Origin of the sequence: Aliivibrio sp. S3MY1 (genome assembly GCF_028765575.1) — a bacterium.
Taxonomy (GTDB): Bacteria; Pseudomonadota; Gammaproteobacteria; order Enterobacterales; family Vibrionaceae; genus Aliivibrio.
The window spans coordinates 54,128-67,922 of the sequence record NZ_JARACO010000017.1 but is presented as its reverse complement, the minus strand read 5'-3'; the positions used below and the strand labels follow the sequence as shown (position 1 = coordinate 67,922).

The 13,795-nt window shown below is 39.1% G+C and carries 16 protein-coding genes; 5 read left to right on the top strand and 11 right to left on the bottom strand.

The genetic code is table 11. From position 1 onward, the window contains the following. Positions 1-57: 57 nt before the first annotated feature. From glpG to ftsY, 6 genes are all read right to left on the bottom strand, one after another. Positions 58-897, bottom strand: a complete 840-nt coding sequence (gene glpG / locus PVK62_RS12220) for a rhomboid family intramembrane serine protease GlpG (protein ID WP_274444722.1) — start codon at positions 895-897, stop codon at positions 58-60. 6 nt (positions 898-903) lie between these two features. Next, positions 904-1,227 (bottom strand): thiosulfate sulfurtransferase GlpE, encoded by a 324-nt coding sequence (glpE, locus tag PVK62_RS12215; RefSeq protein WP_274444721.1) that lies wholly within the window; start codon positions 1,225-1,227, stop codon positions 904-906. A gap of 440 nt (positions 1,228-1,667) precedes the next feature. Continuing rightward, entirely contained in the window at positions 1,668-2,528 is an 861-nt protein-coding gene (gene rpoH / locus PVK62_RS12210) for an RNA polymerase sigma factor RpoH (RefSeq protein WP_274444720.1), read from the bottom strand. A gap of 219 nt (positions 2,529-2,747) precedes the next feature. Next, positions 2,748-3,704, bottom strand: coding sequence for a permease-like cell division protein FtsX (gene ftsX, locus PVK62_RS12205; protein WP_274444718.1), 957 nt, complete (start codon positions 3,702-3,704; stop codon positions 2,748-2,750). Further along, positions 3,697-4,365, bottom strand: coding sequence for a cell division ATP-binding protein FtsE (gene ftsE / locus PVK62_RS12200; protein ID WP_005421376.1), 669 nt, complete (start codon positions 4,363-4,365; stop codon positions 3,697-3,699). Before ftsE ends, ftsX begins: the two co-directional genes overlap by 8 nt. A 3-nt stretch (positions 4,366-4,368) precedes the next feature. After that, positions 4,369-5,637: a signal recognition particle-docking protein FtsY gene (gene ftsY, locus PVK62_RS12195; RefSeq protein ID WP_274444714.1), complete on the bottom strand. Its 1,269-nt coding sequence runs from the start codon at positions 5,635-5,637 to the stop codon at positions 4,369-4,371. Positions 5,638-5,707: 70 nt separating this feature from the next. Between ftsY and rsmD the strand changes: the two genes are divergently transcribed. The 3 genes from rsmD (at position 5,708) to PVK62_RS12180 (ending at position 7,300) form a co-directional block, all read left to right on the top strand. Further along, the gene (gene rsmD / locus PVK62_RS12190) at positions 5,708-6,310 is read left to right on the top strand and encodes a 16S rRNA (guanine(966)-N(2))-methyltransferase RsmD (RefSeq protein ID WP_274444712.1); all 603 of its coding nucleotides are present in this window, start codon (positions 5,708-5,710) and stop codon (positions 6,308-6,310) included. Then, a complete protein-coding gene (locus PVK62_RS12185) occupies positions 6,311-6,583 on the top strand; it encodes a DUF1145 domain-containing protein (protein ID WP_122036510.1) in 273 nt (90 codons plus the stop codon). Positions 6,584-6,706: 123 nt separating this feature from the next. Next, positions 6,707-7,300 carry a YhgN family NAAT transporter gene (locus PVK62_RS12180; RefSeq protein WP_274444711.1) on the top strand — a complete coding sequence of 198 codons (594 nt, stop codon included), beginning with the start codon at positions 6,707-6,709 and terminating at the stop codon, positions 7,298-7,300. Between the two features lie 82 nt (positions 7,301-7,382). Here PVK62_RS12180 and PVK62_RS12175 read toward each other — a convergent pair whose 3' ends face one another. Both PVK62_RS12175 and PVK62_RS12170 read right to left on the bottom strand, forming a co-directional pair. Next, positions 7,383-7,625, bottom strand: coding sequence for a YecH family metal-binding protein (locus PVK62_RS12175; protein ID WP_274444710.1), 243 nt, complete (start codon positions 7,623-7,625; stop codon positions 7,383-7,385). An 848-nt stretch (positions 7,626-8,473) separates the two neighbouring features. Beyond that, positions 8,474-8,839 (bottom strand): DUF4145 domain-containing protein, encoded by a 366-nt coding sequence (locus PVK62_RS12170; protein WP_274444709.1) that lies wholly within the window; start codon positions 8,837-8,839, stop codon positions 8,474-8,476. Between the two features lie 318 nt (positions 8,840-9,157). Between PVK62_RS12170 and PVK62_RS12165 the strand changes: the two genes are divergently transcribed. Both PVK62_RS12165 and recG read left to right on the top strand, forming a co-directional pair. After that, positions 9,158-9,490, top strand: a complete 333-nt coding sequence (locus PVK62_RS12165) for a DUF2500 domain-containing protein (RefSeq protein WP_274444708.1) — start codon at positions 9,158-9,160, stop codon at positions 9,488-9,490. 16 nt (positions 9,491-9,506) lie between these two features. Further along, positions 9,507-11,588: an ATP-dependent DNA helicase RecG gene (recG, locus tag PVK62_RS12160; RefSeq protein ID WP_274444706.1), complete on the top strand. Its 2,082-nt coding sequence runs from the start codon at positions 9,507-9,509 to the stop codon at positions 11,586-11,588. Between the two features lie 93 nt (positions 11,589-11,681). Here the strand turns inward: recG and nfuA are convergent, their stop codons facing one another. The 3 genes from nfuA to nudE form a co-directional block, all read right to left on the bottom strand. Further along, positions 11,682-12,266, bottom strand: coding sequence for a Fe-S biogenesis protein NfuA (gene nfuA, locus PVK62_RS12155; protein WP_045103146.1), 585 nt, complete (start codon positions 12,264-12,266; stop codon positions 11,682-11,684). A 150-nt stretch (positions 12,267-12,416) separates the two neighbouring features. Next, positions 12,417-13,235, bottom strand: coding sequence for a 3'(2'),5'-bisphosphate nucleotidase CysQ (gene cysQ, locus PVK62_RS12150; protein ID WP_274444703.1), 819 nt, complete (start codon positions 13,233-13,235; stop codon positions 12,417-12,419). 5 nt (positions 13,236-13,240) lie between these two features. Beyond that, a complete protein-coding gene (nudE, locus tag PVK62_RS12145) occupies positions 13,241-13,792 on the bottom strand; it encodes an ADP compounds hydrolase NudE (protein ID WP_274444702.1) in 552 nt (183 codons plus the stop codon). Between the last annotated feature and the right edge of the window lie 3 nt (positions 13,793-13,795).

Here is a 13,795-nt window from a genome sequence, read left to right as displayed (position 1 = left end):
TTTAATAGAAATAAAAATGAGCAAGACATCTACTGTCTTGCTCATTTTTTATGATCTCTATTTCAACGTATTTTTCAGCTTACTGTCTATTGCCGCAATAACACAACCTGTGACTAAACCCGCTAAATGCGCAGTATTGGCTATCGCCATAAAAGGTTGAGCATAACCTAATACTATCCATGCCAACATAAAGCCGACAATCGGTTTAGATACAGATATTCCTCTCTCTGGAGCTAGCCACCCAATAAACCAAGAATATCCCAGTAGCGCATATACTACGCCAGACAAACCACCAAAATTTGCCCCTTCAATCCAATACTGCCCCAAGCCGGAAAACAACGCTGAGAATAAAAATAGTTGAACCAACTTCGTTCGGCCTAGACGCAATTCAATATCCCCTCCCAATTGCCACCACCACAATAAATTAAAGGTGATGTGCATAGCAGAGAAATGAAGCAGTGCATGAGAGAACCAACGCCACATTTCCACACTCTGCTCTTGGCTTGCGGGAAAGTGTAACGCTTGAAAAATCGAGTTATTCCAACCTAATTGCTGCAATGCAAAAATAACAATACACACCACCATGATAAATAAAGTAAAGAACCCTGCTTTTGCTTTAATCATTTTCATAAGGTCGGGCGAACCATAGGTAAACTTCGCCGTACGCGTATCTGCCATATCCCATGATGCTGATTGATATTTTGTATCAGTAGAGTTATTTAAAAAGGCCTGTAACTCTGACTCAACCTCCAATAAATAAGCATCATCAGAGACAACCCACAGAGCAAACTGCCCATCCCCCTCTGGCATCATTCGAATATCTATTTGGCGCGATGCCATGTAATCAATAAAAGCTTGCCCAGCTCTTGGGTTAGATAATGCGATTAATCTCTGCATATAATTTTACTTCTCCACTGGTAACCCTGCTTTATGCCAACCTTCAAAGCCGCCATCAACACTATAAACCTCATCATAACCTTGATTAATTAAGTATTGGGCAGCGCCTTGGCTGCTATGTCCGTGATAACACATCACTAATACAGGTTGTTCAAAATCAACGGTATTCATTAATTCAACAATGGTGTCATTGGTTAAATGAAATGCATCAGTCACATGACCACGTGAAAAGGATTGGGGATCTCGAGTATCAACGATCACTGCATTAAGATCTTTATTTTGTAGTTTTTCTTGAGCACCTACTACTGAGATATGTTGAAACTGTTCCATTTTGACTTTTCTCTCTATTTTTCTTCATTGTACTCTGGATTAATCACAAGAAAAACACAGAGTATGTAAGGGTTAAACAAAGTTATACACAAAGTTATTATCCACATTATTTTCACGCCAAAAAAAAGCTGTCTGTTTTTTAATCGGCTGTGGAAAAACTTGTGGATTACGTTGATAAAGTAGATTATATAAAATAGATCCACTACATGTAGTGACGATCCTTTTTAAGGTGTGGATAGTAATAAACGATTAAACCTATATTCTGCCTAGCTTTTAGATTAAATCATGAAGATCTAAACAGATAACTCCCTACTTATACACAAGATTCTATTTTTCAATTATATCAACCCATATAAATATTAATCACCATGAGATCAAATCTTTCAGATAAAAAAAAGGCTGACCTCTTTCGAGATCAGCCTTTCTTTTTAATTTTTTAACTAGAAAACATCACCAACTGCATCTTTTAGCTTTTTCATCGCATTCTTTTCAAGCTGACGAATACGCTCTGCAGAGACTTCATAAGTATCTGCCAATTCTTGCAAGGTTACCTTTTCATCCGCTAACCAACGAGATTGCACAATATGCTGACTGCGATCATCTAAGGTAGCTATTGCGTTTGCTAAGCGATTATTAGTGTAATCTTCCCAGTTATCTTCTTCTAAAGAATGCGCAACATCAGATTGCTTATCTTCTAAGTAATAAACGGGAGCAGTAAATGCCATATCACGGTCATCATCTTCTGCTGGCGCTTCAAACGTTGAATCTTGCGCAGCAAGACGAGATTCCATCTCTCTCACTTCAGAAGGAGATACACCAAGATCTCTTGCTACCGCCTCAACTTCACCGTTATTAAACCAGCCAAGACGTTTTTTATTCTTTCTTAAGTTAAAAAACAGCTTACGCTGTGCTTTTGTGGTTGCCACTTTCACAATACGCCAGTTTCTCAACACATATTCATGAATTTCAGCTTTAATCCAATGCACGGCGAAAGAAACCAAACGAACACCCACTTCAGGGTTGAAACGTTTTACTGCTTTCATAAGACCGACATTACCTTCTTGGATAAGATCCGCTAAAGGTAAGCCATAACCAGAATAACCACGAGCAACATGCACGACGAAGCGAAGATGAGATAAAATGAGCTCTTTCGCTGCTTCTATTTCTTCTTTGTAGTGTAAACGCTCAGCCAGTTCGCGCTCTTCTGTCACTGTTAGCATCGGATAACTATTAACAGAACGCAGATAGCTATCAATACTATCTTGTGAAACGGCTGCCATTGAATACATCTCTTTCGACATTCAAATCCCCATTTATATCTTGGTATTACTTAACTTAACCTTGCAATGATGTACTTAAAATAAACAGACTGCAAGTGAAAGGCGGAAAATTATCCACACTTTATAGACTAAATTCTGTTAACCAAGTTCAATTTTTAACAGCATGAATACAAAAAAACCGTTAATTCAATGAATTAACGGTTCCTAAGATCTTTATTAATATAGATATGATCTTTTTTACTAAACAGGCTCTATCTCTTTTAGGTGGCGCAATACTGAAATACGAGCGGCTAATAAACCTAAAAATGCCGACAACATGAGCAATAACAAGCTTTCATCCCATGTAAGACCAATCAATCGGAATACACTGTCATAAAGTGCTGCCACATTATCTACCGCCCCATTAAGCGTAACGGTAATGATCGCGGTTAGTAGCCAAGCAACAAGGCCCCCCAGCAAACCAAACCACATTCCTGTATATAAATATGGACGTAAAATAAAAGTATTCGTAGCTCCAACAAGTTTCATTACTTGTATTTCATCTTTTTGCTCTAATACATTAAAGCGTAGGGTATTACCCACGATTAAGAAAACAGCAATAAACATCAAAATGGCTAAGGTAGTCGCAACCACTACCGCGACATGCTTAATCGCATTTAAACGTTGTAGCCAATCATCATCTAAGCGCACTTCACTTACATTAGATTGAAGTTTAAGACGACTGACTAACTGATTTACATTATCAGTACTTTGCCATTCACTCTTAGGTGAGATAATCAATATCGATGGCAACGGATTGGTATCAAGCAATGTCAACGCTTGTTCAAATCCAGAATGCTCACTCAGCTCATTTAACCCTTCTTGTGGTGAAATATATTGAACGGCTTCAATCTCTTCCCACCCTTCAAGCTCAGATTGTAAACTCTTTACTTTTGATTCTGGCGTTTCTTGCTGTAAGTACAAACTAACTTGCGAAGGCGCTTGCCATTTAGAAGCAACCATCGATAAGTTTTTACCAACTAAATACATACTCGATGGCAACGTTAATGACATAGCAATCACAGCTAACGTTAGCATGTTCCCTAGAGGTCGACGCAATAACTCTTGAAAAGAGAGCTTCGCCTGTTTCTTATGAGTTGCCCAAAAACCATCGTTAGATGCCCCTTGAGTATTTTTTGCTTTGCTGCGTTTAGCCATGATCTGCTACCTCACGTAAACACCCTTGATGTAAATCAAAACGGCGATATTTATTACCACCAATTAATGACAAATCATGAGATGCCATTAATACACTCACACCAACACGATTAAACTCAGCAAATAAATTAAATACTTGGCGAGATAATTGCGGGTCTAAATTACCTGTTGGTTCATCAGCTAACAACAACATTGGCTTATTAACTACCGCTCGTGCGATACCAACACGCTGTTGCTCACCACCAGATAGTTGCATTGGATAACTTTTGGCTTTATCTAATAGGCCGGTTTTATCCAATGCCGCAGACACTCGACGTTTAATGTCATTCTCTCTCACTGATTCCACTCGCATTGGCAGTGCCACGTTGTCAAATACGGTTCGATTCATCAATAATTTATGATCTTGAAAGACAATACCAATATTACGACGTAGAAAAGGAATGTCTTGATTAGAGATCTTCGTAATGTCATGCCCATTAAATAAGATCTTCCCATCACTTGGGCGTTCAATGGCACAGATCAATTTCAGCAAAGTACTTTTACCTGCACCAGAATGACCACTTAAAAAAGCCATTTCACCTCGATTGAGATGGAAGTTTACTTTTTGTAATGCTGGACGACCGCCACGATAGGCTTTCGACACTTGCTGAAATCGAATCACGCGTTATTCCTCACGACTAAATAATGCATCAATAAAATCTTGCGCCACAAATGGACGTAAATCATCAATCCCTTCACCAACACCAATATAGCGGATCGGGATTTGAAATTGATCGGCAATAGAGAAAATAACACCACCTTTTGCAGTACCATCTAATTTAGTTAACGTAATACCCGTTACAGGGGCAACATCACTAAACAATTTAGCTTGGCTAATGGCATTTTGGCCAGTTCCTGCATCAAGCGTTAACATCACTTCATGTGGCGCTGTTGGGTCAATTTTCTGCATTACACGAACAATTTTACGCAATTCTTCCATTAAATTGCTCTTATTTTGGAGACGACCCGCAGTATCTGCGATAACGACATCTACTTTTCGTGCTTTTGCCGCTTCAATTGCATCATAAATCACTGAAGCACTGTCTGCTCCTGTATGTTGTGCAATAACAGGAACATCGTTGCGTTGACCCCATACTTGAAGTTGCTCAACCGCAGCAGCACGGAACGTATCACCCGCCGCTAAAATAACTGATTTTCCATCATTCTGGAATTGTTTCGCTAGCTTACCAATTGTCGTGGTTTTACCAACGCCATTAACCCCAACCATTAAAATCACGTGAGGCATATTTTTTTCATCGATTTCTAACGGTTTTTCCACTTTAACTAGGATCTCAGCCATTTCTTCTTTTAATAGGCCGTATAAAGCTTCACCATCTTTTAAATCACGCTTGCTTGCTTTCTCGGTTAAGCTATTAATGATTTTAACTGTGGTATCCATACCCACATCAGCAATCAATAACTGCTCTTCTAATTCTTCAAATAGATCGTCATCTATTTTTTTACCACTGAATAAACCAAAGAAACCCGCACCGATATTTTCTTTAGTGCGTTGTAAACTGCGCTTTAAGCGAGCAAAAAAGCTTTCTGTTGGCTTTTCCTGCACTTCTTCAATTACAGGCTCAGATTCAATTTTTGATTCCACAAGCTCTTCAGCAACAGGCTCGATTTGCGTATTTTCTTTTACCTCATTAGAAGTCGTATCTGTTTCTTCTTTTTTACTCACTTCTATTGATGTTACTTCAGCCTCTTTAGACTGTTCAAGTTCAGCGTCTTCCACTACACTCTCAACAATACTGTCTTCTTGAGACGGTGCTTGAGATAAAGTATCAGTGTCTTCTTGTGCTGATTGTTGTTCTACTGTTAGTTGTTCGGCTTTTTCTTCATCACCAAAACCTAACCAAGACAATAATCCGCGTTTCTTTTTGCCTGTCATTGGGAAATCCTAGAATTAAATTGGTACAATTTTCTCGTATACTATCACTTTCTGAGCGGTCAAAATATCTATGCTTAAACGTAAACAACACTCATCTCGCACTTCTGGTACAAATGGTCGCTCTGGAAGCATTCGTATTATCAGCGGACGCTGGCGTGGACGCAAACTTCCTGTGCATGATGCAGAAGGATTAAGACCTACCACAGACCGAGTAAAAGAGACGGTTTTTAACTGGTTAGCTCCTGATATTCCACGCGCTCGCTGTTTAGATCTGTTCTCTGGTAGCGGTGGTTTAGGGTTTGAAGCGGCCTCTCGTGGTGCTGAACAAGTAGTAATGCTTGAACTTAACAAGCAAGCTTATTCACAACTAAAACAAAATGCCGAAAGCTTAAAAGCCGATAATATTGAGCTTCATCATACCGATGCTCTCACTTTTTTAGATAAAACGGCAACACCCTTCGATGTGATTTTTATCGATCCTCCTTTTAGAAAAGATTTATTAGAAGCCACATTAACAAAATTAGAAAATAATGGATGGTTAGCGAAAAATGCCATGATATATATTGAAGCAGAGAAAGAGCTCAGTGCCTTGCCTGTTCCTACTCATTGGCATTTACACCGAGATAAGACCGCAGGGCAAGTTACTTTTAAATTATATGAGAGAGAAGAATAGATGAAAGGATTGATCATTCTAGCCAAAATTGCCATTGGGTTTGTTTGGCTAATACTATTACTTAACCTATTTATGCCGTTCCCTGGAACAGGCGCGATTGCACTTTATATTCTGACTGCATTTTTATTTATGATGCACGGCTTACAAATGCTTATTTTCATTGGCGCATTCGGCGATAAAATTTCAATGAGTCGATGGGAAAAATGGTCAATCCTGATATTCGGGGTTTTTGCCTTACTGGATATCAGAAAAAAGCACATGATGGATAAATGACGTATCATTCGTAAAAGGGGCACATGTTGCTCCTTTTTTATCGCGACAAACTCCCCCCTTACCTAGTCTCTATCTATGCTATGATCTCTGCATTCTTTGATCTCCAACTCTAGGTACTCATTTATGGAAACTCTTTCCGCAGCCGTCATGCTTTTTCTGATCATGGATCCAATGGGTAACTTACCTATTTTTACCTCTATTCTTAAACATGTGGAAAAGAAAAGAAGACGTATTATTTTAATTCGAGAACTTCTTATTGCTCTTGCCATTATGATGTCCTTCCTTTTTATGGGAGAACAGATACTGAATTTCCTAAGTTTAAAAAAAGAGGCCGTCTCAATCTCAGGTGCAATTATTTTATTCTTAATTGGCTTAAAAATGATCTTCCCGCCAGAGGGGGGGTTAGGCGCAAGTTTGGGTGCCGGTGATGAACCTTTAATTGTTCCTCTGGCAATACCTATGATTGCAGGTCCTTCCATTCTTGCTACTTTACTGCTACTTGCTCACCAAGAGCCTGACCGAATGGTTGATTGGAGCCTAGCACTCATCGGGGCTTGGTCTGTCACGACAATTATTTTAATGTTCTCAGAACTATTCCAACGCATCGTCGGTGAAAAAGGCCTAGCTGCCATTGAAAGACTGATGGGTATGCTACTACTGATGATTTCGGTACAAATGTTCTTAGATGGTATTACGAGCTATTTCACACACATTTAATTCATAACTCATGCTGAAATAAAAAAGGTCGCATTGCAATGCGACCTTTTTTATTCTCTTTTTATCATCAATGCCACCATTTTTAATGATTGCAGATCCGATCAGGATTAGCCGTTAATCCAGCCTCCAACTCAATCACTTTCTTTTTAGATAAAAGAAATTCAAGCAATTCCATTAATGTTAAATCCTGCTGACTACACGTATGAAAACATACGTCACGACCAAATTCACTTTCAACAATGTCTTCCAATTGCGAGCGAGAAAGGGGCTTTTCAGAATCCAATAAAATATTTAATACCGTACGACCATGGATGTCTTGTTTCATAACTTACTTAACTTCTTTGAAATGTAAAAGTAGAGGGTATCACAGAGGATAAAATAAACATTGCGATCGCTCTATTTCATTGTAATCGCTCTTTTTCATAATCATAGAAACGCTCTCTTCCTCCTTTTCGTCGACTCAAAACACTAAAACTGCAAGAAAACAAAGCAAGCAACATAAAAAAAACAGAATAAAAACAACAAAAAAGAAGAGAAAAACACTTAAATAACAACAAGATATAACCTTGTTGCTATGAGTTTATAGAAAAAAGCCAATAAAGAAACCCTACTAGATATAGGATTTAGGTGAAATTTAATAGCATTCAATGACTTAATAACATAAAACTCAATAATAAAGCCTCTATATGACTTTATAAAAAACAGAAAACAGATAGTAGAGTGACATCTAGAGGATAAGGGGTGAAATGAGAACAAAAATAGATGGTCAATTATCAAACCATTAAAAACCAAGTAAAAACCATAACTTTCAACCACTTAAATGTAATTAACAATAATGATACACAATAAATCATAATATCAACAGACAAAAGAACACCTAAACAAGTGAGCAAAACCCCTCTTTTGTCATAGAAAAGTTATTTTTTTAAGCTTTAGAGCATTCCGCACTTGATCAGCAACTAAAAACAGTGTTATTCTATTTGTCAAGCAATGATAGAATACATTAAAGGAGAATAATAATGATTACTTCATCGCAAAAACAAGGACTTATGATGATCGCTGTAGTTGTTGGACTAATGACTCTGCCAATGATGTATTAATCTACATTCAAATAAGTTTATATAAAAAAACGGACGCAAATGCGTCCGTTTTTTTATGCTTACAATAAATACATTAAAACAAATTTTTTATATTATCCCAATGAATCAGATAGATAGCTAAAGAAGCTAATGTAGAAAGCAATACTATAGCCCCCACAAGTTTCCACAAGAACCGGTTGGCTCTAGGCGTTAATATATTAGTCATATCTTTGCATGTTGCTTTGAAGGTCGCCTTATTCTCTAACTTATATCCCTCTTCATGCACTACCTTATTTCTCATAGTTGCAATAAAGCGTAATTTCCTAATCACTTCATGAGGCAAACGCTCCTCACAACTAGTAATAAGTTGATGAAGTCCTTTTCCTTCAGCGTGGTAATGGGTCTTTAATAAAGATTCAATAATTCGACTTTGTTTTACAACAAGATCAATGTCAGACATTTCACTCTCCTACGTTCTGAACTTCTCTTTGTATTTTATACCACTCTCAAGCCCATTTCTCTTTCCGATCCTTAAGATTATTTCTTTTTAAACCTTACTTATCTCTTAATCCCTTAACTCATAAAATAATAGGAGATATTTAATCAAGAGTATTCGAGCCAGATCTCAGTTCCAAATTCATTTTATACGTCGACCAGCAATATCTATAAAATAACGGGGAAATCCGCACAAACTGAACAAATACTCCTTATCTATCTAGAAAGAGAAGATTAGAATACTTATGTTCATATGTATTACTCGCAAGTTTAAGGACAAATCATGCCTGTTACTTATATCGTTATTTTGCTCGCATTTATTCTGATTGCTGCCGTACTATTCCAGCGCTTCCAAACAAAATTTATTCTGGGAGATAATGCCCCTGAAATGAAAGCAGAAGTCACTATTTTAGATAAGCAAATTATTGAAATTCCCAATACACAGCCAGGAGAAGAGGATCAAGAGTTTTGGATTTACGTACAAAAAGGAAAATTTGGTCCAAAACGAGAGTTTGAAATAGGTGTGCACTATTTTCATGCTCTAAATCCAGGAGATAAAGGTATAATGACCTATCAAGGGCGTAAATTTCATCACTTTGCTTTAAAGCGAGATTAACACTAGGAAAATAATTATGACCAACACAATGCTTTCTGCGATTCCATTAACCTCTCTGGCTGGTGTTGGAGCCAAAGTAGCAGAAAAGCTCGAAAAAATTGGGTTGGTCACCATTCAAGATCTCCTTTTCCATCTTCCCCTTCGTTATGAAGACAGAACTCGTGTTTACCCAATGGTACGAGTTCACTCCGGTTTATTTGCTGCCGTTCAAGGTAAAGTTATGTCCTGCGATATGCAGTTTGGCAAACGCAAAATGTTACTGGTTAAAATTAGCGACGGGAATGGCACCATTACTCTGCGCTTTTTTAATTTCAATGCCGGTATGAAAAACAGCTTCAGTGAAGGAAAGTTAGTTCATGCTTACGGTGAAATCAAACGCGGCGGAAGCGGTTTAGAAATTGTTCATCCTGAATACCAATTTCATACCTCCTCTAAGTCTTTAGATATAGAGGCAACATTAACCCCTGTTTACCCAACCACTGATGGACTTCGTCAAAATACATTACGTAGTTTGACCGATCAGGCTTTAGAGCTATTAGATAAAGCCGCCGTGACCGAATTATTACCTCAAGGTTTGTACAACAACCAAATCACCCTTAATCAAGCATTGCATATTATTCATCGCCCTGATCCTTCAATTAATCTAGATGCATTTGATGAAGGAAAGCATCCCGCTCAGCAACGTTTAATTATGGAAGAATTGTTGGCTCAAAATCTTTCAATGCTTTCGGTACGTAGCAAAGGCCAACAAGAAGACGCACTCCCATTGGCTACTGTGACCAACCTAAAACAAAAATTATTAGACCAATTGCCTTTTACCCCAACGGGAGCTCAGCAACGTGTTGTGGCAGAGATAGAACAAGACTTAGCAAAACCGCATCCGATGATGCGATTGGTTCAAGGAGATGTCGGCTCAGGTAAAACTCTCGTTGCTGCCTTAGCTGCCGTACAAGCGATCGAGCACGGATATCAAGTGGTGCTAATGGCCCCAACCGAATTATTAGCAGAGCAACACGCAGTAAACTTTGGTAATTGGTTTGAAACCATGGGGATCCCTGTTGGCTGGTTAGCAGGAAAGCTCACCGGTAAAGCAAAAGAGAAGGAATTAGCTCGTATTGCCAGTGGTGAAGCCAAGATGATAGTGGGTACTCACGCCCTATTTCAGCAACATGTTGAGTTCAGCCACCTTGCTTTAGTTATTATTGATGAACAACACCGCTTTGGGGTTGATCAGCGTCTAGAGCTACGAGAGAAAGGTAAAAAAGACGGCGCTTACCCCCACCAGTTGATCATGACAGCAACACCGATTCCAAGAACCTTAGCAATGACAGCGTATGCAGATCTAGAAACCTCAGTCATCGATGAGCTTCCTCCTGGTCGAACACCAATTCAAACCATTGCTTTGCCGGATACAAGGCGTGATGAAATCGTCAATAAAGTAAGAAGCGCCTGTGTAAATGATGGACGTCAAGCCTACTGGGTTTGTACTTTAATTGATGACTCCGAAGTACTTGAAGCTCAAGCCGCCTCAGATACGGCTGATGCGTTACGACTACAGTTACCTGAGCTAAATATTGGCTTAGTTCATGGTCGAATGAAATCAAAAGAAAAGCAGCAAATAATGCAGGAGTTTAAAGAAGGGAAACTGCACTTGTTAGTAGCTACTACGGTTATTGAAGTAGGTGTTGATGTTCCTAACTCAAGCTTAATGATTATCGAGAACCCCGAACGTCTTGGTTTAGCCCAACTGCACCAACTACGTGGTCGAGTCGGTCGTGGCTCTGTCGCTAGTCACTGTGTGCTGCTGTATCACTCACCACTCTCCAAAACAGCTCAAAAGCGCTTGAGTGTTCTACGTGAAAGTAATGATGGCTTTGTGATTGCCCAACGAGATTTAGAGATCCGAGGCCCTGGTGAATTATTGGGGACAAAACAGACTGGATTGGCTGATTTTAAAATTGCAGATTTGGTTCGAGATCAGCATTTAATTCCTGAAGTACAACGCATTGCTCGTCATTTACATGACAATTACCCTCGCAATGCTAAAGCGATTATTCTGCGTTGGTTAGGTGAACGAGATATCTACTCAAATGCATAAAAAACATGCCTTTCATCCTAGATCCCAAGAATAACAGACACAAAAAAGGTGAGTACCTACTCACCTTTTTAACTCATTGATTAAGCTAATCTCTTAGTAGTAAGAGTGCTCACCACGATCATGCTCAGTTAAATCTTTAACTGCGGTTAGTTCACCTTCAAATTGAACTAGCAATTCTTTTTCGATGCCTTCTTTTAGGGTCACATCTACCATTGAACAACCATTACAACCACCACCGAACTGAACAATTGCAATGCCTGCTTCAGTGATTTCCATCAGACTAACGTGACCACCGTGACCAGCAAGCTGTGGGTTAACTTGAGTCTGAATTGCGTATTCAACACGTTCAAATAAAGGTGCATCATCGTTTACTTTACGCATTTTTGCATTTGGTGCTTTCAATGTTAATTGAGAGCCCATTTTGTCAGTAACGTAATCGATATCAGCATCTTCAAGGAAAGGTAAGCTCAACTCATCAACATACGCTGATAATTTCTCAAATTTCAGCTCAGTATCATTCGCTTCGATTGCTTCAGGCGGACAGTAAGATACGCCACACTCTGCGTTTTGAGTACCCGGATTAACCACGAATACACGGATGTTTGTCCCTTCTGGCTGCTGTGCTAGAAGTTTTGCAAAATGCTCTTGGGCACTTTCAGTAATATTGATTGAAGACACAAGTAATACCTGACTAAATTAGTATGATTAAGGATTGTACTCTGAAACACAATTTTTTTCGAGTAGAATTCCTTTCGAGTCGTTCTGTTTTCGCGCTAGCTTCTGACATTATAGCAATCTTAATAATCTATTTATCAAGATTAGATCTAATTATTTGCACGTTAATATTTCATTCCAAGGTAAGTTTTCATCACCTAACACAATAAAGTTAGGATTCTCTAATGACTCTCTTTCGTTATAAGAGAGCGCTTCAAGTTCTGTCGATAAAATACGACCACCCGCCTCTTGAACAATGCACTGTGTTGCCGCAGTATCCCACTCACCAGTCGGACCTAAACGTAAATAACAATCCACAGCCCCTTCAGCCACAAGACAGGCTTTTAATGCCGCAGAGCCAAGAGGGACTAAATTGTAATTCCATTCAGAACTCATACAGCGGGTAATATTATTAATGTTTTGGCGACGACTAATTGCGATGGCTATCGGCTGTTTTGCTTCTTCATGCTTAAGGGTGCTGATACGAACGCTTTCGTCCATATCTGGAATTTTCCACGCTCCTTTTCCTTCATAAGCATAATAGGTGACACCCGAAACCGGACCATAAACCACGCCCATCACTGGACGATTATTTTCAACCAAAGCGATAACTGTTGCAAAATCACCACTGCGAGCGATAAATTCTTGAGTTCCATCTAGAGGATCAACCAACCAATAGCGATCCCATTGTGCTCGTTTCGCTAAAGCAATATCCGCATCTTCTTCTGATAAGATAGGGATATTAGGCGTCAGTTGAGCCAATTTTTCCATGATCAACTTATGTGCCGCTAAATCAGCACTAGTCACTGGTGTTTCATCTGACTTAGTAAACTCTTCAAAATCACCCTTCTCATAAATATCGAGAATAAGCTGACCTGATGCACGTGCAATATTGATCACTTCAGGAAGCAGGTGCGAAAGTGTTGAATCCATCAATATTACTCCTTAGATAAAAATTGTTGAGTAAGCAAGAGTGCACAGATACTCCTTGCTTCTGAAAAATCAAGGTGGTGTAAAAGCTCAGAGGCTTGAGCTAAAGGCCATCGAACAATATCTAATGGTTCTGGTTCATCACCTTCCAATCTCTCAGGGTATAAACCTTGAGCAACAAATAACGTCATCTTACTTGAGAAATAAGACGGCGCGAGAACCAACTCTTTTAATCGGGTCAACTGCTCAGCACCAAAACCAATCTCTTCTTTTAATTCACGATTTGCCGCTTCTGCTGGCGATTCACCGTGATCGATCAAGCCTTTTGGGAACCCTAATTCATAGCTTTCAGTTCCCACTGCGTACTCTCGAACTAGCAGTAGATCACCCTGCTCGGTAACAGGTACCATCATAACGGCATGACGACCACTCGGTTTCATTCTTTCATAGGTACGCTCCACTCCGTTAGAGAAGCGTAAATCTACAGATTCAATACAAAACAACTTTGATTTTGCTTCAATGCGTTTATCTAAAATTGTCGGCAATTGTTTTTTAGCCATTGT

Excerpts from the sequence above, each read along its gene's own strand:
- glpG (WP_274444722.1), bottom strand. The coding sequence starts at position 897 with ATGCAGAGATTAATCGCATTATCTAACCCAAGAGCTGGGCAAGCTTTT.
- glpE (WP_274444721.1), bottom strand. The coding sequence starts at position 1,227 with ATGGAACAGTTTCAACATATCTCAGTAGTAGGTGCTCAAGAAAAACTA.
- rpoH (WP_274444720.1), bottom strand. The coding sequence starts at position 2,528 with ATGTCGAAAGAGATGTATTCAATGGCAGCCGTTTCACAAGATAGTATT.
- ftsX (WP_274444718.1), bottom strand. The coding sequence starts at position 3,704 with ATGGCTAAACGCAGCAAAGCAAAAAATACTCAAGGGGCATCTAACGAT.
- ftsY (WP_274444714.1), bottom strand. The coding sequence starts at position 5,637 with ATGACAGGCAAAAAGAAACGCGGATTATTGTCTTGGTTAGGTTTTGGT.
- rsmD (WP_274444712.1), top strand. The coding sequence starts at position 5,708 with ATGCTTAAACGTAAACAACACTCATCTCGCACTTCTGGTACAAATGGT.
- PVK62_RS12185 (WP_122036510.1), top strand. The coding sequence starts at position 6,311 with ATGAAAGGATTGATCATTCTAGCCAAAATTGCCATTGGGTTTGTTTGG.
- PVK62_RS12180 (WP_274444711.1), top strand. The coding sequence starts at position 6,707 with ATGGAAACTCTTTCCGCAGCCGTCATGCTTTTTCTGATCATGGATCCA.
- PVK62_RS12175 (WP_274444710.1), bottom strand. The coding sequence starts at position 7,625 with ATGAAACAAGACATCCATGGTCGTACGGTATTAAATATTTTATTGGAT.
- PVK62_RS12170 (WP_274444709.1), bottom strand. The coding sequence starts at position 8,839 with ATGTCTGACATTGATCTTGTTGTAAAACAAAGTCGAATTATTGAATCT.
- PVK62_RS12165 (WP_274444708.1), top strand. The coding sequence starts at position 9,158 with ATGCCTGTTACTTATATCGTTATTTTGCTCGCATTTATTCTGATTGCT.
- recG (WP_274444706.1), top strand. The coding sequence starts at position 9,507 with ATGACCAACACAATGCTTTCTGCGATTCCATTAACCTCTCTGGCTGGT.
- cysQ (WP_274444703.1), bottom strand. The coding sequence starts at position 13,235 with ATGGATTCAACACTTTCGCACCTGCTTCCTGAAGTGATCAATATTGCA.
- nudE (WP_274444702.1), bottom strand. The coding sequence starts at position 13,792 with ATGGCTAAAAAACAATTGCCGACAATTTTAGATAAACGCATTGAAGCA.